At 40.1% G+C, this 23,908-nt stretch carries 23 protein-coding genes; 14 read left to right on the top strand and 9 right to left on the bottom strand.

Features of this window, described 5'->3' with window-relative positions:
* The first annotated feature begins 105 nt into the window (after positions 1-105).
* Together pcrA and radC are read left to right on the top strand one after the other, a co-directional pair.
* Entirely contained in the window at positions 106-2,397 is a 2,292-nt protein-coding gene (gene pcrA / locus QM959_RS02315) for a DNA helicase PcrA (protein WP_414371163.1), read from the top strand.
* 42 nt (positions 2,398-2,439) lie between these two features.
* The gene (radC, locus tag QM959_RS02310; RefSeq protein ID WP_414371161.1) at positions 2,440-3,120 is read left to right on the top strand and encodes a RadC family protein; all 681 of its coding nucleotides are present in this window, start codon (positions 2,440-2,442) and stop codon (positions 3,118-3,120) included.
* On the opposite strand, the gene QM959_RS02305 is transcribed toward radC, so the two are convergent.
* The 7 genes from QM959_RS02305 to QM959_RS02275 all read right to left on the bottom strand — a co-directional run bounded on the left by QM959_RS02305 (position 3,117) and on the right by QM959_RS02275 (position 7,889).
* Positions 3,117-3,806 carry a gamma-glutamyl-gamma-aminobutyrate hydrolase family protein gene (locus QM959_RS02305; RefSeq protein WP_414371159.1) on the bottom strand — a complete coding sequence of 230 codons (690 nt, stop codon included), beginning with the start codon at positions 3,804-3,806 and terminating at the stop codon, positions 3,117-3,119. The two genes, radC and QM959_RS02305, sit on opposite strands and share 4 nt — an antisense overlap.
* A 17-nt stretch (positions 3,807-3,823) precedes the next feature.
* Positions 3,824-4,465 carry a redox-sensing transcriptional repressor Rex gene (locus tag QM959_RS02300; RefSeq protein WP_000653417.1) on the bottom strand — a complete coding sequence of 214 codons (642 nt, stop codon included), beginning with the start codon at positions 4,463-4,465 and terminating at the stop codon, positions 3,824-3,826.
* 82 nt (positions 4,466-4,547) lie between these two features.
* Entirely contained in the window at positions 4,548-4,763 is a 216-nt protein-coding gene (locus QM959_RS02295) for a DUF4649 family protein (RefSeq protein ID WP_414371157.1), read from the bottom strand.
* Between the two features lie 7 nt (positions 4,764-4,770).
* Entirely contained in the window at positions 4,771-5,118 is a 348-nt protein-coding gene (locus QM959_RS02290) for a DUF1831 domain-containing protein (protein WP_414371155.1), read from the bottom strand.
* Positions 5,119-5,122: 4 nt separating this feature from the next.
* Positions 5,123-6,238 (bottom strand): cysteine desulfurase family protein, encoded by a 1,116-nt coding sequence (locus tag QM959_RS02285; protein WP_414371153.1) that lies wholly within the window; start codon positions 6,236-6,238, stop codon positions 5,123-5,125.
* 9 nt (positions 6,239-6,247) lie between these two features.
* Positions 6,248-7,207, bottom strand: a complete 960-nt coding sequence (locus QM959_RS02280; protein ID WP_247934816.1) for a ribose-phosphate diphosphokinase — start codon at positions 7,205-7,207, stop codon at positions 6,248-6,250.
* A 112-nt stretch (positions 7,208-7,319) separates the two neighbouring features.
* Positions 7,320-7,889, bottom strand: a complete 570-nt coding sequence (locus tag QM959_RS02275) for a CYTH domain-containing protein (protein ID WP_414371150.1) — start codon at positions 7,887-7,889, stop codon at positions 7,320-7,322.
* Between the two features lie 128 nt (positions 7,890-8,017).
* Here QM959_RS02275 and QM959_RS02270 point away from each other — a divergent pair, with 128 nt between their 5' ends.
* From QM959_RS02270 to QM959_RS02215, 12 genes are all read left to right on the top strand, one after another.
* On the top strand, positions 8,018-8,689 hold the full coding sequence (locus QM959_RS02270; RefSeq protein WP_414371149.1) for a GTP pyrophosphokinase: 672 nt from the start codon (positions 8,018-8,020) through the stop codon (positions 8,687-8,689).
* Positions 8,673-9,491, top strand: coding sequence for an NAD kinase (locus QM959_RS02265; protein ID WP_218493459.1), 819 nt, complete (start codon positions 8,673-8,675; stop codon positions 9,489-9,491). The genes QM959_RS02270 and QM959_RS02265 overlap by 17 nt, the downstream gene beginning before the upstream one ends.
* Positions 9,488-10,384, top strand: a complete 897-nt coding sequence (locus QM959_RS02260; protein WP_414371147.1) for an RluA family pseudouridine synthase — start codon at positions 9,488-9,490, stop codon at positions 10,382-10,384. Before QM959_RS02265 ends, QM959_RS02260 begins: the two co-directional genes overlap by 4 nt.
* Before the next feature lie 43 nt (positions 10,385-10,427).
* On the top strand, positions 10,428-11,402 hold the full coding sequence (gene pta, locus QM959_RS02255) for a phosphate acetyltransferase (protein WP_414371145.1): 975 nt from the start codon (positions 10,428-10,430) through the stop codon (positions 11,400-11,402).
* Between the two features lie 233 nt (positions 11,403-11,635).
* Positions 11,636-12,811 carry an A/G-specific adenine glycosylase gene (mutY, locus tag QM959_RS02250; RefSeq protein WP_414371143.1) on the top strand — a complete coding sequence of 392 codons (1,176 nt, stop codon included), beginning with the start codon at positions 11,636-11,638 and terminating at the stop codon, positions 12,809-12,811.
* A 54-nt stretch (positions 12,812-12,865) separates the two neighbouring features.
* A complete protein-coding gene (gene yycF / locus QM959_RS02245; RefSeq protein WP_033681745.1) occupies positions 12,866-13,573 on the top strand; it encodes a response regulator YycF in 708 nt (235 codons plus the stop codon).
* On the top strand, positions 13,566-14,915 hold the full coding sequence (gene vicK / locus QM959_RS02240) for a cell wall metabolism sensor histidine kinase VicK (RefSeq protein ID WP_414371141.1): 1,350 nt from the start codon (positions 13,566-13,568) through the stop codon (positions 14,913-14,915). The genes yycF and vicK overlap by 8 nt, the downstream gene beginning before the upstream one ends.
* A 1-nt stretch (position 14,916) precedes the next feature.
* Positions 14,917-15,726 carry an MBL fold metallo-hydrolase gene (locus QM959_RS02235; RefSeq protein ID WP_049531713.1) on the top strand — a complete coding sequence of 270 codons (810 nt, stop codon included), beginning with the start codon at positions 14,917-14,919 and terminating at the stop codon, positions 15,724-15,726.
* A 90-nt stretch (positions 15,727-15,816) separates the two neighbouring features.
* Positions 15,817-16,059: a type II toxin-antitoxin system RelB family antitoxin gene (relB, locus tag QM959_RS02230; RefSeq protein WP_007284772.1), complete on the top strand. Its 243-nt coding sequence runs from the start codon at positions 15,817-15,819 to the stop codon at positions 16,057-16,059.
* A gap of 1 nt (position 16,060) precedes the next feature.
* Positions 16,061-16,315, top strand: coding sequence for a type II toxin-antitoxin system RelE family toxin (locus QM959_RS02225; protein ID WP_004239453.1), 255 nt, complete (start codon positions 16,061-16,063; stop codon positions 16,313-16,315).
* A 181-nt stretch (positions 16,316-16,496) separates the two neighbouring features.
* Complete coding sequence (locus QM959_RS02220; RefSeq protein ID WP_414371138.1) at positions 16,497-18,374, top strand: Eco57I restriction-modification methylase domain-containing protein; 1,878 nt, start codon at positions 16,497-16,499, stop codon at positions 18,372-18,374.
* Positions 18,371-21,625 (top strand): DEAD/DEAH box helicase family protein, encoded by a 3,255-nt coding sequence (locus tag QM959_RS02215; protein ID WP_414371136.1) that lies wholly within the window; start codon positions 18,371-18,373, stop codon positions 21,623-21,625. Before QM959_RS02220 ends, QM959_RS02215 begins: the two co-directional genes overlap by 4 nt.
* A gap of 32 nt (positions 21,626-21,657) precedes the next feature.
* Here QM959_RS02215 and QM959_RS02210 read toward each other — a convergent pair whose 3' ends face one another.
* Both QM959_RS02210 and QM959_RS02205 read right to left on the bottom strand, forming a co-directional pair.
* On the bottom strand, positions 21,658-22,005 hold the full coding sequence (locus QM959_RS02210; protein ID WP_414371134.1) for a thioredoxin: 348 nt from the start codon (positions 22,003-22,005) through the stop codon (positions 21,658-21,660).
* 111 nt (positions 22,006-22,116) lie between these two features.
* Positions 22,117-23,835 (bottom strand): phospho-sugar mutase, encoded by a 1,719-nt coding sequence (locus QM959_RS02205; protein WP_000121686.1) that lies wholly within the window; start codon positions 23,833-23,835, stop codon positions 22,117-22,119.
* Between the last annotated feature and the right edge of the window lie 73 nt (positions 23,836-23,908).

Genomic DNA, 23,908 nt, shown 5'->3' with positions numbered 1-23,908 from the left:
AAACTCTGATGAAAAATTGCTTGTCAAAGTGCTCTCTGTAAAGTTTCTATTTTTCCTGATTTCTGATATAATAGAAACATTGACTTCAAGAGTAAGGAAGAGAAAATGAACGCATTATTGAATGGAATGAATGACCGTCAGGCTGAGGCGGTACAAACGACTGAAGGCCCCTTGTTAATCATGGCGGGGGCTGGCTCTGGAAAGACTCGAGTTTTGACCCACCGTATTGCTTATTTGATTGATGAAAAGCTAGTCAATCCGTGGAATATCTTGGCTATTACCTTTACAAACAAGGCTGCGCGTGAGATGAAAGAGCGTGCTTATAGCCTCAATCCAGCTACTCAGGACTGTCTGATTGCGACCTTCCACTCCATGTGTGTTCGTATTTTGCGTCGTGATGCGGATCATATTGGCTACAACCGTAATTTTACGATTGTCGATCCTGGTGAACAACGCACCCTTATGAAACGTATTCTCAAGCAGTTGAACTTGGATCCAAAAAAATGGAATGAACGAACTATTTTGGGGACTATTTCCAATGCTAAGAATGATTTGATTGATGATGTGGCTTATGCTGCCCAAGCTGGTGATATGTACACACAAATCGTGGCTCAGTGTTACACTGCTTACCAAAAAGAATTGCGTCAGTCTGAGTCGGTTGACTTTGATGATTTGATTATGTTAACCCTGCGTCTCTTTGATCAAAATCCTGATGTATTGACCTACTACCAGCAGAAGTTTCAGTACATTCATGTGGATGAGTATCAAGATACCAACCATGCCCAGTACCAATTGGTCAAACTTTTGGCTTCCCGTTTTAAAAATATTTGTGTGGTTGGGGATGCGGACCAGTCTATCTACGGTTGGCGTGGTGCAGACATGCAGAATATTTTGGATTTTGAGAAAGATTATCCCCAAGCCAAGGTTGTTTTGTTGGAGGAGAATTACCGTTCAACTAAAACCATTCTGCAAGCGGCCAACGAGGTCATTAAAAACAATAAAAACCGCCGTCCTAAGAATCTCTGGACTCAAAATGCTGATGGGGAGCAAATCGTTTACTATCGTGCCAATGATGAACTGGACGAGGCTGTCTTTGTAGCCAAAACTATTGATGAACTTGGTCGCAGTCAAAACTTCCTCCACAAGGATTTTGCGGTTCTTTACCGTACCAATGCCCAATCTCGTACTATTGAAGAAGCTTTGCTCAAGTCTAATATTCCTTATACCATGGTTGGTGGAACTAAGTTCTACAGCCGTAAGGAAATCCGTGATATTATCGCTTACCTCAACCTCATTGCTAATTTGAGTGACAATATCAGTTTTGAGCGTATTATCAACGAACCGAAACGTGGAATTGGCCCAGGAACGGTTGAGAAAATCCGTGATTTTGCGAATATGCAGGACATGTCTATGCTTGATGCTTCAACTAATATCATGTTGTCTGGGATAAAAGGAAAAGCAGCCCAATCTATCTGGGATTTCTCCAATATGATGTTAGATTTGCGGGAGCAACTAGACCAGTTAAGCATTACTGAGTTGGTTGAGTCCGTTCTAGAAAAAACAGGTTACGTCGATATTCTTAAAGCCCAAGCGACTCTGGAAAGCAAGGCTCGGGTTGAAAATATCGAAGAGTTCCTTTCTGTGACGAAAAATTTTGACGACACCTCTGATGTGTCAGCAGAAGAAACTGGTCTGGACAAATTGAGTCGTTTCTTAAATGACTTGGCCTTGATTGCCGACACAGATTCAGGTAGTCAGGAGACATCAGAAGTGACTTTGATGACCCTGCATGCTGCCAAAGGTCTTGAGTTTCCAGTTGTCTTTTTAATTGGGATGGAAGAAAATGTCTTCCCGCTTAGTCGTGCGGCTGAAGACCCAGATGAATTGGAAGAAGAACGCCGTCTGGCCTATGTAGGAATTACGCGTGCAGAGAAAATTCTCTATCTGACCAATGCCAACTCACGCCTGCTTTTTGGTCGTACCAACTACAACCGTCCGACCCGTTTTATCAATGAAATCAGTTCAGACTTACTTGAGTATCAAGGTCTAGCTCGTCCTGCAAATACAAGCTTTAAAGCATCTTATAGCAGTGGAGGCCTTGCCTTCGGTCAAGGAATGAGTTTGGCTCAGGCTCTTCAAGACCGTAAACGCAGTGCTGCACCAAAAACTATTCAGTCAAGCGGTCTTCCATTTGGTCAATTTACAGCTGGCGCAAAATCAGCGTCTAGCGAGACAAATTGGTCCATTGGGGATATTGCTCTCCACAAAAAATGGGGAGAGGGTACAGTTCTTGAAGTGTCAGGTAGCGGTGCTACACAGGAATTGAAAATTAATTTCCCAGAAGTTGGTCTGAAAAAACTTTTAGCCAGTGTGGCTCCAATTGAGAAAAAAATCTAATTTTCCATCCTTCTCACGAATAATAAAGTGAGGAGGATTTTTATGTACAGTATTTCATTCCAAGAAGATTCACTATTACCCAGAGAAAGGCTGGCCAAGGAAGGAGTTGAAGCCCTCAGTAATCAAGAGTTACTAGCTATTTTACTACGAACAGGAACTCGTCAAGCTAGTGTTTTTGAAATTGCCCAGAAAGTCTTGAGCAATCTTTCAAGCCTGACGGATTTGAAAAAAATGACCCTGCAGGAATTGCAGAGTTTGTCTGGTATCGGGCGTGTGAAGGCCATAGAATTACAAGCTATGATTGAACTGGGGCATCGTATTCACAAACACGAGACCCTTGAAATGGAAAGTATTCTCAGCAGTCAAAAGTTAGCCAAGAAGATGCAGCAGGAGTTGGGACATAAAAAACAAGAGCACCTAGTGGCGCTCTATCTCAATACTCAAAATCAAATCATCCATCAACAGACCATTTTTATCGGTTCAGCTACTCGCAGTATTGCTGAACCACGTGAGATTCTTCACTATGCCATTAAGCATATGGCGAGCTCTCTCATCTTAGTTCACAATCATCCTTCAGGAGCGGTAGCGCCTAGCCGAAATGATGATCATGTCACTAAACTTATCAAAGACGCCTGTGACCTGATGGGGATTGTCCTCTTAGACCATTTGATTGTCTCTCATTCTAGTTACTTTAGTTACCGTGAAAAAACAGATTTAATCTAAAGTTCATTTACGACATAGTCAAAGAGGTTTTTATCTTTGGGACGATTTTCAAATAGAAATTCTGGATGCCATTGGACACCGAGAAAGGCAATATCATCCGTACTCATGACAGCCTCAATGATACCATCTTTAGGATCATGAGCCACAACTTTTAAATTTGGTGCTAAATCCTTGATGCTCTGGTGGTGGAAGGAGTTGATATGGGAAATTTCTCCATAGATTTCTCGGAGAACAGTATCTGGTTCTGTCACCAAGCGTTGGGTTGTGTACTCAGCAGAACAATCCTGCCAGTGGTCTTCGATATCTTGGTACAAAGTTCCACCCATGGCAACGTTAAAGAGTTGAGTCCCACGACAGACGGAGAAAATAGGCTTTTTCTGTTTAATAGCTTCCTTGATAAGGGCCAGTTCGAAGATATCTCTTTGAAAGTGGTAGTCATCGCTATCAATGATTTTCGGTTCACCATAGAATTTTGGATCAACATTTTGCCCACCTGTCAAGATGAGCTTGTCAATCATGCTGATATAGTGGCTAGCCATTTCTTGATCACCAATCGGTAGGATGATGGGAATCCCTCCAGCGTCTTTAACGCCTTCAACAAAGCCTTTTGCTGCGTAGCTCATCATGATGTCATCATCTGGATGAGTTTTTTCGTTTCCTGTAATCCCAATAACTGGTTTTTTCATAAAATGATTTTCGCTTTCTAATCCTCTTTTCGCATGAAGTAGAGGAGAGTTTGGAGTTCACTTGTCAAATCGACATATTGAACAACCACGTCTTTTGGTAAATGCAGATGGACTGGTGAAAAACTGAGAATTCCTTTCACGCCAGCATCCACCAAGAGATTGGCAACCTCTTGTGACTTAACGCTGGGAACGGTCAGGATAGCAGTCTTCACATCAGCATCCTTGATTTTATCCTTGATTTGAGAAATTCCGTAAATGGGAATTCCATCAGGAGTTTGGGTACCAACTTCGGGATGGTCATCTAGATCAAAGGCCATGATAATCTTCATCTTGTTACGTTCGTGGAAGCGGTAGTGGAGAAGAGCATGGCCCATATTTCCAATACCTACCAGCATGACATTGGTAATGGAGTTATCATTGAGTAAATCGGCAAAAAACGTCATCAGTTTTTTGACATCATAGCCAAAACCACGACGACCTAGTTCACCAAAATAGGAAAAATCACGACGTACGGTTGCTGAATCAATACCGATAGCCTCTGCAATTTGCTTAGAGTTGGCACGTTCAATCTTTTCTGCATGAAATCTCTTAAAAATTCGATAGTAGAGAGAGAGTCTTTTTGCTGTAGCTTTTGGAATAGCGGACTGTTTATCTTTCACAAAATCACAACCTTTCTATTCTTCTATTTTATAGAAACATTGTGAAAAAATCAACAAAAATAAGAAAAAACTAAGAAAAATCTTAGTTTTGATGTAAAAAATCTGCATGTGATAGAAAACGGTAGAGGTCTCCGACCAGTCCTTGGTAAACTTCTTGTCCCTCAAAAGTCAAAGAAGTCACATAAAGTGTATCTGGTAGGGTCACACATCCTGACAGAGCCAGCATGAGAGATTCATAATCCTCATACTTGAGAGTCCGCTCTACATGATAGCTGTCCTTATAGATCAGTTCAAACATTTTGGCTCTATCTTTCTGTTTTTGTAAAGACACCACGTTCTACCAAGCTATCCATGAGGAAGTAGAATTTTTCCTGATGAATATGGTGGTCTTCTGATTTGAAAATATCAACTAGACGAAGACCAAACTTGTCAGTGATATTGATTTTAGCACCTGTAAGTTCCTTGTTAATGATGATTTTGAGTTGGAAGCCTTCACCACTGTTTGGAACCTTTTCAAGCAGGCGAGTCAGTTCATAGTTACCAACCTTAGTCTCAAAAAAGGTGTTATCTTTGAGGGTGAATTTTTTAACAGAAGGGCTAAGAGTGTAGTCGTAACGACAATTTTTTAACTGAATGGTTTTTTCAAATGCCATATGGCTAACCTCCGATAATTTCTTTTAAGGTTTTTGCGAGGGTCTGTAGGTCTTCAACAGTATTTTGTGGCGAGAAACTGATGCGAACGGATTCCTTCAGACGTTCTGAATTTGCCCCGTACATGGCTTCAAGAACATGGCTGGATTGGACAATGCCTGCCGTACAGGCTGAGCCAGTAGAAATTGAAATTCCAGCTAAATCTAGACGAAGGAGTAAGAGGTCATTTTTCTGGCCAGGAAATCCAATATTGAGAACATGAGGGAGATGATGTTGTCCCCTATTCAAGTAATATTGAATGCCCTCTAGCTCTGTCAGAAAGGCAGTTTCTAGATTTTGTATATGTTGAAAATTGTCTTCGTGCTTTTCTAGGTCTTCTTTTAGGGCTGCAACCATGCCTACGATTGCAGCTAAATTTTCAGTCCCTGCACGTTTTTTCTGTTCTTGGTCTCCGCCATGTAGATAGGAGTCAAAGTCCATGCTAGAAGCGTAGAGGAAACCGATTCCCTTAGGACCATGGAATTTATGGGCAGAAGCAGTGAGAAAATCGATACCCAATTCTTCTGGATGAATTGGGATTTTACCAATAGCTTGAACTGCATCGACATGATAGGCAGCAGGGTGTTGCTTGAGTATTTGGCCAATTTCAGCAATGGGCAGTAGGTTACCTGTCTCATTATTGGCAAACATGGTAGAAACCAAGATTGTATCGTCACGTAAGGCCTTTTGAATTTGCTGGGCTGTGATTTCCTGATTCTCTGGTTGAATAATGGTTGGTTCAAAACCATAGTGTTGAACCAAGTAATCAATGGTTTCAAGGACAGCATGGTGCTCAATAGCAGTTGTGATGATATGTTTTCCTTGTTCTTGGTGACGAAGGCAGTAGCCAATGATGGCAGTATTGTTGCCTTCTGTCCCACCAGAAGTGAAAAAGATATGTTGAGGTTTTGTCCCCAGTAACTGAGCTAGTTCCTGACGGGCTTCTCGCAAGAGCTTGCCAGCTTGACGACCATGCCCATGAATACTAGAAGGATTTCCATAGGTTTCTTGCATAACCTTGGTCATAGCTGAAATTGAAACTGCTGACATGGGAGTCGTTGCAGCATTGTCCAAATAAATCAAAGAATCACCTTATTTCTTTTTGTTGTAGGCAAAGAGTGGGCTGACTGGTTTTCTTTCGTGGATACGGACGATGGCATCACCAATTAACTCACTAGCAGTGATGTAGCATACGTTTTTAGGAGTTTTTTCTTTTGTTGCTACTGAATCAGTCACAAGAATTTCTTTAATCTTAGTATTGTCAAGAAGTTCGGCTGCACCTTCAACGAAGAGACCGTGACTAGAAACAGCATAAATTTCTGTAGCTCCTTCACGTTCAACGATTTTAGCAGCTTCAGAGAAGGTACGTCCTGTATTTAAAATATCGTCAATCAAGATGGCTTTCTTACCTTCAACATCACCGATGATATAGCCTTCGTTGCGAGTTGCATCGTCTTGAGGGTAGTCGATAATGGCGATAGGAGCATCAAGATATTCAGCCAGGCTACGAGCACGTTTCACCCCTGAATTTTTAGGGCTAACGACAACAACATCTGAACCGAGTAGGCCCTTATCGCAGTAATGTTTTGCAAATAGGGGTACTGTGTAGAGGTTGTCAACAGGGATATCAAAGAAGCCTTGAACCTGAACAGCATGCAAATCAAGCGTAAGGATACGGTCAACACCTGCCTTAACCAGCATATTAGCGACTAGTTTAGCTGTAAGTGGCTCACGAGGTGAAGCAATGCGGTCTTGACGTGCATAGCCAAAATACGGAAGGACAACGTTGATACTGTGGGCACTTGCACGAACACAAGCATCAACCATGATTAGCAATTCCATTAGGTGGTTGTTAACAGGGAAACTTGTTGATTGGATGATGTACACATCATAACCACGGACACTTTCTTCGATATTTACTTGGATTTCTCCGTCTGAAAATTGACGTGATGATAGTTTGCCAAGTGGGACACCAACAGCTTGGGCAATTTTCTGTGCAATCTCTTGGTTAGAGTTGAGTGCGAAAAGCTTCATATTTTTTCTATCTGACATTATAGACCGTCCTCTGTAAACTTTATAAATCCTAGTTATATTTGCCTTACATATATGAACTGGAATTTGTGTATTTTTATCTTTTCTATTTTACCAAAAAATGGAGATTATTTCAGCTATTTTTCATGCTTTTGACAAATCGAACCAATTTTGAAGGAGCTTTTTGGTAGGAAATCTGATTTTTCTCTAAAAATTGTTGGAAATCCTGTTTGCCTTGCTCATGATTTTCCACTTCAAGCTCTAATTCGTAATCTGTTATATCAAAGTACTGACTCTCATCAAGTGCCATAAGGCCAATAGCTGTTTGCATTTCATAGCGAAGCGTTGTTAGACAACCAAGAACCTGCCAGTTCTTGCTTTGGATGCCATGTTTGGCTAATTCATTTAGCACCAGTCCCTGAGGAAGTTTTTGCTTAGCCAGATAGTTTTCAACATCTTTTAGTTGCAATTTTTGATTGTATTCCATGTTTCCAACACTTTGTGGGACTTTGAGTGTTAATTCTGCCCAGTCTTCAAAGGTGCGAATGCGCATAGCAACTTTCTTTTCTCGAAGTTCAAAATCAGGCGTGTCCATGTAGTAATTTTTTTGAAGAACAGGAGTGACACCTGTGAACTGGTCTTTTAGACGATTGTATTCATCTTTTTTCAAGAGTGTTTTCAATTCAATTTCTAAATGTTTCATTTTTCTTACCTTTTCTTTATCGTTGAAAGCGGATTTATGGTATAATAAGCATTGTATTTATTGTATATGAATCTGGAGAAAAAATCAAAGATATTTTTGAAGGATAATATGAGAACAAGGGAGAATATATGACCATAGAATGGGAAGAATTTCTAGATCCTTACATTCAAGCTGTTGGTGAGTTAAAGATTAAACTTCGTGGTATTCGTAAGCAATATCGTAAGCAAAATAAGCATTCTCCGATTGAGTTTGTGACTGGTCGAGTCAAGCCGATTGAGAGTATCAAGGAAAAAATGGCTCGGCGTGGCATTACTTATGCGACCTTGGAACACGATTTGCAGGATATTGCTGGTTTGCGTGTGATGGTCCAGTTTGTAGATGACGTCAAAGAAGTTGTGGCTATTCTGCGCAAACGTCAGGATATGCGGATTATACAGGAGCGAGATTACATCACTCATCGAAAGGCTTCAGGCTATCGTTCCTATCACGTGGTAGTAGAATATACTGTTGATACTATCAATGGTGCTAAGACTATCTTAGCGGAAATTCAAATTCGTACCTTGGCCATGAATTTCTGGGCAACGATAGAACATTCTCTCAACTACAAGTACCAAGGGGATTTCCCAGAGGAGATTAAGGAGCGACTGGAAATCACGGCCAAAATTGCCCATCAGTTGGATGAGGAAATGGGTAAAATTCGAGATGATATCCAAGAAGCCCAGGCACTTTTTGATCCTTTGAGTAGAAAATTAAATGATGGTGTAGGAAACAGTGACGATACAGATGAAGAATACAGGTAAACGAATTGACCTGATAGCTAATAGAAAACCACAGAGTCAAAGGGTTTTGTATGAGTTGCGAGATCGTTTGAAGAGAAATCAGTTTATACTCAATGATACCAACCCGGACATTGTCATTTCCATCGGTGGGGATGGCATGCTCTTATCAGCCTTTCATAAGTACGAAAACCAACTTGATAAGGTACGCTTTATCGGTGTTCATACTGGACATTTGGGCTTCTATACGGACTACCGTGATTTTGAGTTGGACAAACTAGTGACTAATTTGCAGTTAGATACCGGTGCAAGAGTCTCTTACCCTGTTCTAAATGTGAAGGTCTTTCTTGAAAATGGTGAAGTTAAGATTTTTAGAGCACTCAACGAAGCCAGCATCCGCAGGTCAGATCGAACCATGGTGGCGGATGTTGTGATCAACGGTGTCCCCTTTGAACGTTTTCGTGGAGATGGGCTAACCGTTTCGACACCGACTGGTAGTACAGCCTATAACAAGTCGCTTGGTGGAGCTGTTTTACACCCTACTATTGAAGCTCTTCAGTTGACGGAAATTGCCAGCCTTAATAATCGGGTCTATCGAACACTGGGTTCATCTATTATTGTTCCCAAGAAGGATAAGATTGAACTCATTCCTACAAGAAACGATTACCATACCATTTCGGTTGACAATAGCGTTTATTCCTTCCGAAATATTGAGCGAATCGAGTATCAAATTGACCATCATAAGATTCACTTTGTCGCGTCGCCGAGTCACACCAGTTTCTGGAATCGTGTTAAGGATGCTTTCATCGGCGAGGTGGACGAATGAGGTTTGAATTTATCGCAGATGAGCATGTCAAGGTTAAGACCTTCTTAAAAAAGCATGAGGTTTCGAAGGGGCTTCTGGCCAAGATTAAGTTTCGAGGGGGAGCTATTCTGGTCAATGACCAACCGCAAAATGCAACTTATCTACTGGATATTGGAGACCGAGTTACTATCTATATTCCCGCTGAGGAAGGCTTTGAAACTCTGGAAGCTATCGAGCGCCCGCTAGATATTCTCTATGAGGATGACCATTTTCTAGTCTTGAATAAACCCTATGGAGTGGCTTCTATTCCTAGTGTTAATCATTCCAACACCATTGCCAATTTTATCAAGGGTTACTATGTCAAGCAAAATTATGAGAATCAGCAGGTTCACATTGTAACTAGGCTTGATAGAGATACTTCTGGTTTGATGCTTTTTGCTAAGCACGGCTATGCCCATGCACGATTAGACAAGCAGTTGCAGAAGAAATCTATTGAAAAACGCTACTTTGCTTTGGTTAAAGGTGATGAATATTTGGAGCCAGAAGGAGAAATTATTGCTCCGATTGCGCGTGATGAGGACTCTATTATCACTAGACGGGTGGCTAAAGGTGGAAAGTATGCCCATACATCCTATAAAATTGTAGGTTCTTATGGGAATATTCACTTGGTTGACATTCGCCTGCACACTGGTCGAACCCACCAAATTCGAGTCCATTTTTCTCATATTGGTTTTCCTTTGTTGGGAGATGATTTGTATGGTGGTAGTCTGGACGACGGTATCCAACGTCAGGCCCTGCATTGCCATTATCTATCCTTTTATCATCCATTTTTAGAGCAAGACTTACAGTTAGAAAGTCCCTTGCCGGATGATTTTAGCAACCTTATTACTCAGTTATCAACTAATACTCTATAACAACTGATTCAGAGTATAATTATTATTTTAAAGGAGAAAACTCATGGAAGTTTTTGAAAGTCTCAAAGCCAACCTTGTTGGTAAAAATGCTCGTATCGTTCTCCCTGAAGGGGAAGAGCCTCGTATTCTTCAAGCAACTAAACGCCTGGTAAAAGAAACAGAAGTGATTCCGGTTTTGCTTGGGAATCCTGAAAAAATTAAAATTTATCTTGAAATCGAAGGAATCATGGATGGTTATGAAGTCATCGATCCAGCACATTATCCTCAGTTTGAAGAAATGGTAGCATCACTTGTAGAACGTCGTAAAGGAAAAATGACTGAAGAAGAAGCTCGCGAAATCTTGGTTAAAGACGTGAACTATTTTGGTGTTATGTTGGTTTACATGGGCTTGGTAGATGGAATGGTTTCAGGAGCTATTCACTCTACTGCGGCAACTGTTCGCCCAGCCCTTCAAATCATTAAAACTCGTCCGAATGTTAGCCGAACTTCAGGTGCCTTCCTCATGGTTCGTGGTACTGAACGTTACCTCTTTGGTGACTGTGCCATCAATATCAATCCTGATGCTGAAGCTTTGGCAGAGATTGCGATTAACTCTGCAATCACAGCTAAAATGTTCGGTATCGAACCAAAAATCGCTATGCTGAGCTATTCAACTAAAGGTTCTGGTTTTGGTGAAAGCGTTGATAAGGTCGTTGAAGCAACTAAGATTGCTCATGATCTTCGTCCTGACCTTGAAATTGATGGTGAATTGCAATTTGATGCTGCCTTCGTTCCAGAAACAGCTGCTCTTAAGGCGCCAGGAAGCAAGGTTGCTGGACAAGCAAACGTCTTCATCTTCCCAGGTATCGAGGCAGGAAATATCGGCTACAAGATGGCTGAACGTCTTGGTGGTTTTGCGGCTGTTGGACCTGTTCTACAAGGTTTGAACAAGCCAGTTAACGACCTTTCTCGTGGATGTAATGCTGATGATGTGTACAAGTTGACTCTTATCACAGCAGCTCAAGCAGTTCATCAATAAGATTTAGTCCTCTTTCCCCTGGAAAGAGGCTTTTTATATTCAATGAAAATCAAAAAGCAAACTAGGAAGCTAGCCGCAGGTTTCTCAAAGCACTGTTTTGAGGTTGTAGATAGAACTGACGAAGTCAGTCACATATATAATCCAAGGCGAAGCTGACGTGGTTTGAAGAGATTTTCGAAGAGTATGAATACTAGGAAAAGGACAGTTAGATTCTTCTGTGTTATACTAGAGATATGTTAGATTTGAAAGAATACGGTATCGTCATCTGGCCAGAGGAAAAGATCATTTCTTTCCGTGAGAAACTTCTCAACTGGTATGATGAAAATAAACGAGATTTACCGTGGCGTAGAAGTAAAAATCCTTATCATATTTGGGTGTCTGAAATCATGCTTCAGCAGACCAGGGTGGATACGGTTATTCCTTACTACGAACGATTCTTGGATTTGTTTCCAACAGTGGAAAGTTTGGCAACTGCACCTGAAGAAGGTTTGTTGAAGGCTTGGGAAGGTTTGGGTTATTATTCTCGAGTTCGTAATATGCAGGTTGCGGCTCAGCAGATTATGGCTGACTTTGGTGGTCAATTTCCAAACACCTATGAAGGAATTTCCATCTTGAAAGGGATTGGACCTTACACAGCAGGAGCCATTTCCAGTATTGCTTTTAACTTGCCTGAGCCAGCTGTAGATGGTAATGTCATGCGTGTTCTAGCTCGTCTGTTTGAAGTCAACCACGATATTGGCATTCCAAGTAATCGCAAAATTTTTCAGGCAATGATGGAAATCCTGATTGACCCAGAACGGCCTGGTGACTTTAATCAAGCCTTGATGGACTTGGGTTCGGATATTGAGGCGCCTGTAAATCCCAGACCAGAAGAAAGCCCAGTTAAGGACTTTAGTGCGGCATATCAGAATGGCACAATGGAACGTTATCCAATTAAAGCTCCTAAGAAAAAGCCAGTTCCTATTTATCTTAAAGCCTTGGTGGTTAAAAATACTCAGGGACAATTTTTACTTGAAAAGAATGAAAGTGAAAAGCTATTGGCAGGTTTTTGGCATTTCCCCTTGATAGAAGTTGATGACTTTTCGCAAGAAGAGCAGTTTGACCTCTTTCATCAGGTCGCGGAAGAAAGTGTGAACTTTGGTCCTAGTCCAGAAGAGAGTTTCCAGCAGGACTATGACTTAGAAGTTGATTGGGTTAATCTGAATTTTGAGACTGTCAAGCATGTCTTTAGCCATCGCAAGTGGCATGTACAGATTCTAGCAGGTCAGGTGACTGACTTCCATGATTTTTCAGATAGGGAAGTTCGCTGGCTTTCACCAGAAGAGTTCAAGGATGTTCCACTTGCCAAACCCCAACAAAAAATCTGGCAGGCTTATGCACAAGCCAACTTAGATAGTAGCAAAGACTAGCTATTGTGTCTTCTTGTTATTTTTTTGGTATAATAGTAGAGAAAAGGTGAACAAATGAAAAAAATATTAATTGTAGATGATGAAAAACCAATCTCGGATATTATCAAGTTTAATATGACCAAGGAAGGTTACGAAGTTGTAACTGCTTTTAATGGTCGTGAAGCGCTAGAACAATTTGAAGCAGAGCAACCAGATATTATTATTCTGGATTTGATGCTTCCAGAAATTGATGGTTTAGAAGTTGCGAAGACTATTCGCAAGACCAGTAGTGTGCCTATTATCATGCTGTCGGCTAAAGATAGCGAATTTGATAAGGTTATCGGTTTAGAGCTTGGAGCGGATGACTATGTGACAAAACCCTTCTCAAATCGTGAGTTGCAGGCGCGTGTCAAAGCTCTTCTTCGTCGCACGGACTTGGCTTCTGTAGATAATCAAGAATCTGATGAAAAGAAAACTCAGCCTTTGCAAATTGGGGACTTGGAGATTGTTCCAGATGCCTATGTTGCTAAGAAATACGGTGAAGAACTAGACTTAACCCACCGTGAATTTGAGCTCTTGTACCACTTGGCTTCTCATATTGGTCAAGTGATTACACGTGAACACTTGCTTGAAACGGTCTGGGGTTATGATTATTTCGGAGATGTTCGGACTGTTGACGTAACTATTAGACGTTTGCGTGAGAAGATTGAAGATACACCGAGTCGTCCTGAGTATATCCTAACACGTCGAGGTGTTGGTTATTATATGAGAAATAATGATTGAATTAATTAAAGACACAGTTTTAACCAGTGATTTTATCTTTATCCTCATTCTACTTGGTTTTATTTTAGTAGTGACCTTGCTCTTGTTAGAAAATCGTCGTGATAATATTCGGCTGAAGCAAATCAATCAAAAGGTGAAAGATTTGATTGCAGGAGATTATTCTCAGGTATTGGATATGCAGGGAAGCTCTGAAATCACTAATGTTACCAATAATCTCAATGATTTATCAGAAGTAATCCGTTTAACCCAAGAAAATCTGGAACAAGAGAGTAAACGGTTGAATAGTATCCTATCTTACATGACGGATGGAGTCCTTGCGACCAATCGCCGTGGTAAGATTACTATGATTAATGACACGGCTAAGAAACAGTTAGGTGTTCAGAAAGTAGATGTTCTCAATAAAAGCATCCTTGAATTGCTTAAGATTGAAGATGAGTATGAACTTCGTGATTTGATTACCCAAATTCCTGAGCTCATGATTGATTCTCAGGATTCCAATGGAGAGTATCTGAGCCTTCGTGTACGTTTTGCCTTGATCCGTCGTGAGTCTGGATTTATTTCTGGTCTGGTTGCTGTTTTGCACGATACGACGGAGCAGGAGAAGGAAGAACGCGAGCGTAGACTTTTTGTTTCCAACGTTAGTCATGAGCTACGGACGCCTCTTACTAGTGTGAAATCCTATCTTGAAGCCTTGGATGAAGGTGCCTTGTCAGAACCTGTCGCGCCAGACTTTATCAAGGTGTCTCTAGACGAAACCAACCGTATGATGCGGATGGTGACGGATCTTCTTCATCTTTCACGTATTGATAATGCAACCAGTCACCTAGATGTGGAATTGATTAACTTCACAGCCTTTATTACCTTTATTCTTAACCGTTTTGATAAGATGAGGGGACCAGATGAAGAGAAGAAATACGAATTGGTTAGAGATTATCCGATTACGTCTGTCTGGATTGAAATTGATACAGACAAGATGACACAGGTGATTGATAATATTCTCAACAATGCCATCAAATATTCTCCAGACGGTGGGAAAATCACAGTGACTATGAAGACAACTGATGATCAGATGATTTTATCTATCTCAGATCAAGGATTGGGGATACCAAAGCAAGATTTGCCACGTATTTTTGACCGTTTCTACCGTGTGGATCGTGCTAGAAGTCGTGCTCAAGGTGGAACAGGGCTGGGTCTAGCTATTGCTAAAGAAATTATCAAGCAACATAAGGGATTTATTTGGGCCAAAAGTGAATATGGTAAGGGATCAACCTTTACCATTGTGCTTCCTTATGATAAGGATGCAGTGAAAGAAGAAGTATGGGAGGATGAAGTAGAAGACTAGAATGAGTGAAATAGGCTTTAAATACAGTATTTTAGCGTCGGGTTCCAGTGGAAATTCTTTTTATCTGGAAACCCCAAAAAAGAAGCTTTTAGTGGATGCAGGTTTATCTGGTAAGAAAATCACTAGCCTACTTGCTGAAATAAATCGCAAACCAGAAGACTTGGATGCCATCTTGATTACGCATGAGCATTCAGACCATATCCATGGTGTGGGTGTTTTGGCTCGCAAGTATGGTATGGATCTGTATGCCAATGAAAAGACATGGCAGGCTATGGAAAATAGCAAGTATCTGGGGAAGGTGGATTCTTCTCAAAAGCATATTTTTGAAATGGGCAAAACCAAAACCTTTGGAGATATCGACATCGAGAGTTTTGGTGTTAGCCACGATGCGGTCGCACCGCAGTTCTATCGCTTTATGAAGGATGATAAGAGTTTTGTCATGCTGACTGATACAGGTTATGTGAGTGACCGTATGGCAGGTATTGTCGAAAATGCGGATGGCTATCTCATCGAGTCCAATCATGATGTGGAGATTTTGCGAGCTGGCTCTTACGCTTGGCGACTTAAACAACGAATCCTATCGGATCTGGGTCACCTTTCTAACGAGGATGGCGCTGAAGCAATGATTCGTACCTTGGGAAACCGCACGAAGAAAATCTACCTTGGACATTTATCTAAGGAAAATAATATCAAGGAACTGGCTCACATGACCATGGTCAATCAGCTAGCACAAGCTGATCTGGGAGTTGGAGTAGACTTTAAAGTTTATGATACCTCACCAGATACCGCAACACCATTGACAGATATATAGAAAGAACGCTGAGAAGGTGTTCTTTTTATATTGACTGAAGACCTAAAAAGTAATACAATGGTGTTACCATTAAAAAAGGGAGCACAAAAGATGACTACTATTACATTAAAAGTTTCTGAAGCTGATAAAACATTTATGAAAGCAATGGCTAAGTTTGAAGGAGTTTCCCTGTCGGAACTTATCCGTACCAAAACTCTTGAAGCTCTAGAAGACGAATACGACGCTCGTGTGGCAGATTTAGCCTATCAAGAGTATTTAGACGACTTGGAAAAAGGAGTTGAACCCATTACTTGGGAAGAAATGATGCATGATTTAGGCTTGGAGGATGAATAATTTGTATAAATTAGTTCCAACAAGACGTTTCATCAAGCAATTAAAAAAATTGGATCGTTATACGCAGAAGATAATTACAAACTATTTACAAACCAATGTTTTGGAAGACCCGAGACGACACGGAAAGGCTTTGGTTGGTAATCGCGTTGGTCAATGGCGCTATAGAATTGGTAATTATCGAGTTATCGTACAAATTGTAGATGATGAATTAGTCATTGCTACTTTAGAAGTTGGTCATCGGAGAGATATTTATTGAATTACTTTTTTCCAAGTAAATTTTCATTCTTTATACTCAATGAAAATCAAAGAGCAAACTAGGAAGCTAGCCGCAGGCTGTACTTGAGTACGGTAAGGCGACGCTGACGTGGTTTGAATTTGATTTTTGAAGAGTATTAAAATGTGATATAATAGGGCTTACAATATAGGAGAGGTTGCTTATGACAATAGATATTAGTGAAGAAAGTTTATCTAAAGAATCGGCTGACTTATTAAAAATTATTTTAAAAGATCGAACGACCAAGAAAAATATTGTTTGGGCGACGCATTCTTATGAATTGTTAGGAAAGGGATTTGCTCCAAGTGATCGCATCACTCCAAGTAGGGTGACGGGAGCCTATGCAAACTTGATTCAACCCCGATCAGAAAAGTCTAAGTATGAGCAAAAAGACCGAACCAAGATTAGAGCCGAAGTCTTTACGCCAACTTGGTTAGTTAAAAAGCAAAATGGCTACGTGGAAGCTGAGCTTGAATCTCTGGATCTTGAAGATTATATCCAATTACGCTGGCTAGAAATCACCTGTGGTGAAGCACCTTATATGGTAACGCGTTATGATACAGTAACTGGTGAGGAAATTCCGTTATCTGAGCGAGTTGGTTTTGTTGATAGAAAATTACAGCGTATTAGTCGTGAGGCTTCAGATGAAGTCGCCTTTTATGAACTTGTAAAAGATGCCTATCATGCTTCTTATGGCTATGAGTATCAAGGGGATTCTCTGCTTTTGGCGCGTGAAAATCTTTTAGCAACATTTGAAGACTACTATCTTGCAAAGACTGGAAATCAACCGACCTTAGAGCAAAAGAAAGAAATTGCGACTATTATATCCTACAATGTCTTTCAGATGGATGGATTGAAAAAAATTAGTCCTTACTCAGCTACACAAAAGCAATCTCAACAGTTAAGCTTGTTTTCAGATGAGCTGGAAGTAGAACAAGCAGAAGAATCTAAAACCCAAATCAAAGACTGGAAAAAGAACAAGATGATAGGTTTTGAGCGCCTATCTAGTGAGGAAAGTGAAATGAAATTTGATGTCGTGATAGGAAATCCGCCTTACCAAGAGGAGGCGCAGGGAACAAGTACGAAGGATATGCCTATATATCACAAATTTATTTCAGAATCATACAAAATTTCTAGAAAAGTATCTTTAATAACTCCTGCTAGATTTTTATCAAATGCTGGAGGGACTCCAAAAACTTGGAATCAACAAATGTTGAATAATCAACATGTAAAGGTATCTTTTTTTGAACAAAAAAGTGGCAATGTTTTTCCTGGAACTGATATTAAAGGTGGGGTAGCAGTTACTTATTATGATACTGAACAAGAATTTGAATCAATTGAAGTTTTTGTTCCCTTTATAGAAATGAATTCAATTAGAAAAAAAGTTATTAAGAAAAATTTTGAATCTATTGATCAATTTGTTACTAATAGAGGATCATATCGATATTCTGATTTGATTTATACAGATTTTCCTAATCTTATGAAGAGAGTTTCAGATAGGAGAGTTGCTTCTAATGCTTTTGAAAAATTGCCTGAATTATTTTTTGATGTTAAACCTAAAGATGGAAATGAGTATATTAAAATATATGGGCGTTTTAATAATGAACGTGTATATAAATGGTTTAGAAAAGATTATGTAACATGTCCATCAAATTTTGAAAAGTATAAAATAATTCTTCCAAAAGCAAATGGAAGTGGGGCGATTGGCGAAGTCCTATCGACCCCCGTCATCGGGTACCCCGTCATCGGGTATACAGAAACGTTTATTTCTGTTGGTGAATTTAATTCTTTAGAAGAAGCAGAGGCTTGTTTAAAATACATTAAATCTAAGTTTTTGCGCACAATGCTTGGAGTTTTGAAAATTACTCAAGATAATACGAAAGCAGTATGGCATTATATCCCACTCCAAGACTTTACGGTCAATTCGGTCATTGATTGGACACAATCAGTGGCTGATATTGACCGCCAGCTCTATCAAAAATATGATCTTTCTCCTGAAGAAATTGCTTTTATTGAGACTCATGTAAGGGAGATGGATTGATGGTAGAAATTAAAACCTCTAAAGAGATTCATCCTAAAATCTATGCCTACACCACTCCTACGGTAACCAGTAATGAAGGCTGGATTAAGATTGGTTATACAGAACGTGATGTCACACAACGTATCAAGGAGCAAACGCATACTGCTCATATAGCTACAGACATATTGTGGACTGGACAAGCTACTTATACAGAAGATCCTGATAAGGGGAAAACTTTCAAGGATCATGATTTCCATCATTTCCTTTCTTTCCATGATGTAGAACGTCGTCCCAAGACTGAATGGTTTTACTTTAATGGAACTCCTGAAAAATCTAAAAATCTCTTTGATAAGTTTGTTCAGCATGATTTGTCAGGTTATCAGCCTGGAAAAGGACAGGACTATACCTTGCGACAAGAGCAGGAAGAAGCAGTTGCTAAGACATTAGCTTATTTCCAAGAACATGCTGGAGGCAAATTTCTCTGGAATGCCAAGCCACGATTTGGTAAAACCTTGTCTACCTATGACCTAGCTCGTCGAATGGAAGCTGTTAATGTTCTAATTGTAACCAACAGGCCTGCCATTGCTAATTCATGGTATGATGATTTTGAAACATTCATAGCAGGTCAAACGACTTATAAGTTTGTTTCTGAATCGGATAGCCTTAAGAGTCGTCCAACCTTATCACGTAAAGAATTTGTTGGTATTTTAGATGACGATGTAAGACAACTTGCTTTTATCAGTCTTCAAGACTTGAAAGGTTCTGTTTATTTAGGTGGAGAGCACGATAAACTCAAGTGGGTGACTGATTTGCATTGGGATTTATTGGTTATCGATGAGGCTCACGAAGGAGTTGATACCTTCAAGACTGACCAAACCTTTAATAAGATTCGTAGAAACTTTACTTTACATCTTTCTGGAACTCCATTTAAGGCATTGGCTAAAGGAGAGTTTACAGAGGAGCAGATCTACAACTGGTCTTATGCTGATGAGCAGGCAGCCAAAACGAATTGGTCGCCTGAGCAAGAAGAGGAAAATCCATATGAGAGCTTGCCTCAGTTAAATCTCTTTACGTATCAAATGTCTCAGATGATTGGTGAGGAGTTAGAAAAAGGCGCTCAACTCGATGGAGAGAACATCGACTATGCTTTTGACTTGAGTGAATTTTTCGCTACAGATGATAAAGGGAAATTTATCCATGAGCAAGATGTCAGAAATTGGATAAATACTCTATCAAGCAATGAAAAGTATCCATTTTCAACCAAAGAACTTCGTAATGAACTCAAGCATACTTTTTGGCTTTTGGAACGTGTCGCCTCAGCTAAAGCCTTAAAATCCCTACTAGAAGAACACCCAATTTATGAAAACTATGAGATTGTTCTAGCTGCAGGTGACGGACGTATGTCCGAAGAAGACGATAGAGTCAAACTCAAATCCTTAGATTTGGTTAGACAAGCGATAGCAGATAATGATAAAACTATTACCCTATCCGTCGGTCAGTTGACGACAGGGGTCACCATCCCTGAATGGACGGGCGTATTGATGTTATCAAACTTGAAATCACCAGCTCTTTATATGCAAGCTGCATTTCGTGCTCAGAACCCATATTCATGGACCGATAGCAAAGGAAATCATTTCCGCAAAGAAAAAGCCTATGTATTTGACTTTGCACCGGAAAGAACCTTGATTCTCTTTGATGAGTTTGCCAACAACTTATCGCTTGCTACTGCAGGAGGCTGCGGGACTTCGACAACTCGTGAAGAAAACATCAGAGAATTACTAAATTTCTTCCCTGTCATAGCTGAAGATCGTGCTGGTAAGATGGTTAAAATTGATGCCAAGGCGGTTCTAACTATCCCTCGTCAGATTAAAGCTAGAGAAGTTCTTAAACGAGGCTTTATGTCCAATCTATTATTTGATAATATCAGCGGTATTTTCCAAGCTAGTCAAACATTTCTAGATATTTTAAATGAGCTGCCAGTTGAAAAGGAAGGCAAGTTACAAACACCTTCTGATTTACTAGATTTTTCAGATGTTACAGTAGATGATGAAGGAAATGCAGTAGTAGACCATGAAATTGTAATTAATCAGCAAATGCGACTTTTTGGTGAAAAAGTCTATGGACTTAGTCAATCTGTGACAGATTTGTTCACTAAGGATGAGGACAGAACTCAAAAACAGCTGGTTAATGATTTGAGCAAGACAGTTTCTTCAGTGATTGTAGAAGATTTGAAAGGTGAATACAACCTTAAAACTCGAGAAACAGATCAAATCAAGAAACAAATTACAGCAACATTTGAGAATGAAGTTCGAAAAAATGAGATAGAACGTAAAATTACTGAAGCTCATATCAAGGAAGAGTTGCAGCAACAGCTCAAGGAAGTAAATGATAAGGAGCAGAAAGATAAGATTCAAGAAGATCTTGAAAGACGAATAGAAGAAAATAATCTCATCCACAAAGAAAAACTAGAGCAAACACTTAAAAAAGAAGTGGAAAAAATGCCTGAGAAGATTATCGAACAGGTTGAGATAAAACGTGTTGAGCAGTTGAAACAATCAGCTCAAGATGAGATTCGTGACCATCTTCGTGGATTTGCACGAACCATCCCAAGTTTCATCATGGCCTATGGCAATCAATCTCTAACACTTGATAATTTTGATACCTTTGTTCCTGAGCAAGTCTTCTTTGGGGTGACTGGTATTACGATTGATCAATTTCGTTATTTGAGAGATGGTGGACAAGATTTTGCAGGACATCTCTTTGATCGAGCAACATTTGATGAAGCAATCCAAGAATTTCTTCGCAAGAAAGAGGAGTTGGCGGATTATTTTAAAGACCAAAAAGAAGATATTTTCGACTATATTCCACCACAGAAAACCAATCAGATTTTCACTCCTAAACGGGTAGTGAAGAGGATGGTAGATGATCTTGAAAAAGAAAATCCAGGAATATTTGATGATCCATTTAAGACATTCATTGATTTGTACATGAAGTCTGGTCTCTATATTGCTGAACTTGTTAAGCGGCTATATAATAGCGAAGGTTTGAAAGATGCTTTTCCAAATTCTGAGGAACGCTTAAAGCATATCCTGGAAAATCAAGTTTATGGATTTGCACCTTCAGAGATTATCTATAACATCTCGACTAATTTTATCTTTGGAAATCTTTCTAAAGATATCAGTAGGAAGAATTTTGTTTTAGAAGATACTATTCCAGCAGCTAAAGAAGGAAGAATTCAGGAGTTGGTTGATTCCTATTTTGAAAATAATTAAAAAGAAGGCGAGTACCTTCTTTTTTATATCTTTTACAATCCTACGAAATCTTTGATTTCTTGTGCTGACATTGAAGAGTCACAACGGACGTTGATTTGTCCATCCGCAATGTGAACAAATCCTGGTACAGTTGGGATTCCGTAACGTGAGCGAAATGCTTGCAACTCATTGAGTTGGCTTGGTTCTTCACTATTGATGAAGTAGATGTGAGCTTTAGTTTCAGATACTACACCTGCCAAGGTACCAGCAAATTTACGGCAGTAAGGGCAAGTTTTGCGACCGATAAAGAAGGTTGCAGTTTCTTTCTTATCAAGAGCTTCTTGCGCACGCGCAACTGTAGTGACTTCAAGGTCTTTGATATTATCTAAAAATTGTTCCATGAGATTACCTCGCTTTCATTGATAAGTCTAGTATGCCATAAAGTTTCTAAAATTGCTTAGATTTGATACGAAAAAAAGATGAGATTGGTTTCTCTCATCTTTTTTAGGTCTTTATTTTACAAAAGCATTGATTTCTGCTTCGATGTTAGCAATCTTAGCTTGTGATTCTTCGTTGGTTTCACCTACAACTGCAATGTAGAACTTGATTTTTGGTTCTGTACCTGAAGGGCGAACGGCAATCCATGAACCGTCAGCAAGTGTGTATTTCAACACATCACTTGGAGGAGTTGTCAAGTTTGTAACAGTGCCGTCTGCAGCAGTAGCAGTTTGAGCTTTGAAGTCTTCTACGACAGTGATAGCTGTTGCGTTCCATTCTTTTGGAGCATTGTTGCGGAACTTAGCCATAATTGCTTTGATTTGTTCAGCACCATCGACACCTGAAAGGGTAACAGAGATTGTTTTTTCTGCATAGTAGCCGTACTCTTTGTAGATTTCTTCGATACCATCAGCAAGTGTCAAACCACGTGAACGGTAGTAAGCTGCAAGTTCAGCAACTACAAGGACGGCTTGGATAGCATCTTTATCACGTACGAATGGTTTAATCAAGTAACCGAAACTTTCCTCAAATCCCATCATATAAGTGTGATTGTGTTTTTCTTCGAATTCTTGGATTTTCTCAGCGATAAATTTGAAACCTGTCAAGACGTTGAACATAGTTGCGCCGTAGCTTTCAGCAATCTTCGTTACCAAATCAGTGGAAACGATAGATTTGCAGAGGGCTGCATTTTCAGGAAGAGTTCCAGCATTTTTGTGGGCTTCCAAGATGTATTTAGCCATGATAGCACCGATTTGGTTACCTGAAAGGTTGAGGTAGCTACCATCTTTTTGAAGAACTTCTACACCAACACGGTCAGCGTCTGGGTCAGTTGCCACAAGAACATCTGCACCAACTTGACGACCGAGTTCTTCAGCAAGGGCAAAGGCTGCTTGGCTTTCTGGGTTTGGAGATTTTACAGTTGAAAAGTCAGGGTCAGCAGTTGCTTGCGCTTCAACAACTTGAACAGAGTCAAATCCTGCTTGGGCAAGAGCACGACGTGCCAACATTTCACCAGTACCATGAAGTGGTGTGTAGACAATCTTCATGTCTTTACCGAATTCTTCAATCAAGGCTGGGTTGATGTTAACGTCCTTAACTTCTTTGAGGTATTCCACATCGACAGCTTCGCCGATGACTTCAATCAAGCCAGAAGCTTTCTCAGCTTCCACATCAGCAACTTCAACTGCAAATGGGTTTTCGATTGCACGGATATAAGTAGTCAAAGCGTCTGCATCGTGTGGAGGCATTTGTCCACCGTCTTCACCGTAAACCTTGTAACCGTTAAATGGAGCAGGGTTGTGACTGGCTGTAACCATGATACCTGCAAAACAGTTGAGGTGACGAACTGCAAATGATAGTTCTGGAGTTGGACGGAGGCTTTCAAATACGTAAGATTTGATGCCGTGTTTAGCAAGAACTGCCGCAGATTCAAAAGCAAACTCAGGTGAGAAGTGACGGCTATCGTAAGCGATTGCCACACCACGTTCTTTTTCGTTTCCACCTTTTGACTCAATCAAACGAGCCAATCCTTCAGTAGCTTGGCGAACAACGTAGATATTGATACGGTTTGTACCAGCACCAATCAAGCCACGCATACCTGCAGTACCAAATTCAAGATTGGTATAGAAGGCATCTTCCTTTGTTTTTTCGTCCATATTTTCTAAATCTTGACGAAGGTAGTCAGGAAGCTCCGCAAAATCAACCCATTTCTGGTAATTTTCTTGGTAAGACATTGAAATTCTCCTTTTTGTAAATTGTTTTAACCGTTCACATTATAGCACTTTTTAGCACTTTAGTAAAACGGTA

This window comes from Streptococcus mitis, assembly GCF_047459985.1.
Lineage (GTDB): Bacteria > Bacillota > Bacilli > Lactobacillales > Streptococcaceae > Streptococcus > Streptococcus mitis_DZ.
Note: the sequence above shows the minus strand (reverse complement) of the source record. Positions and strands in the feature narration are given on the sequence as shown.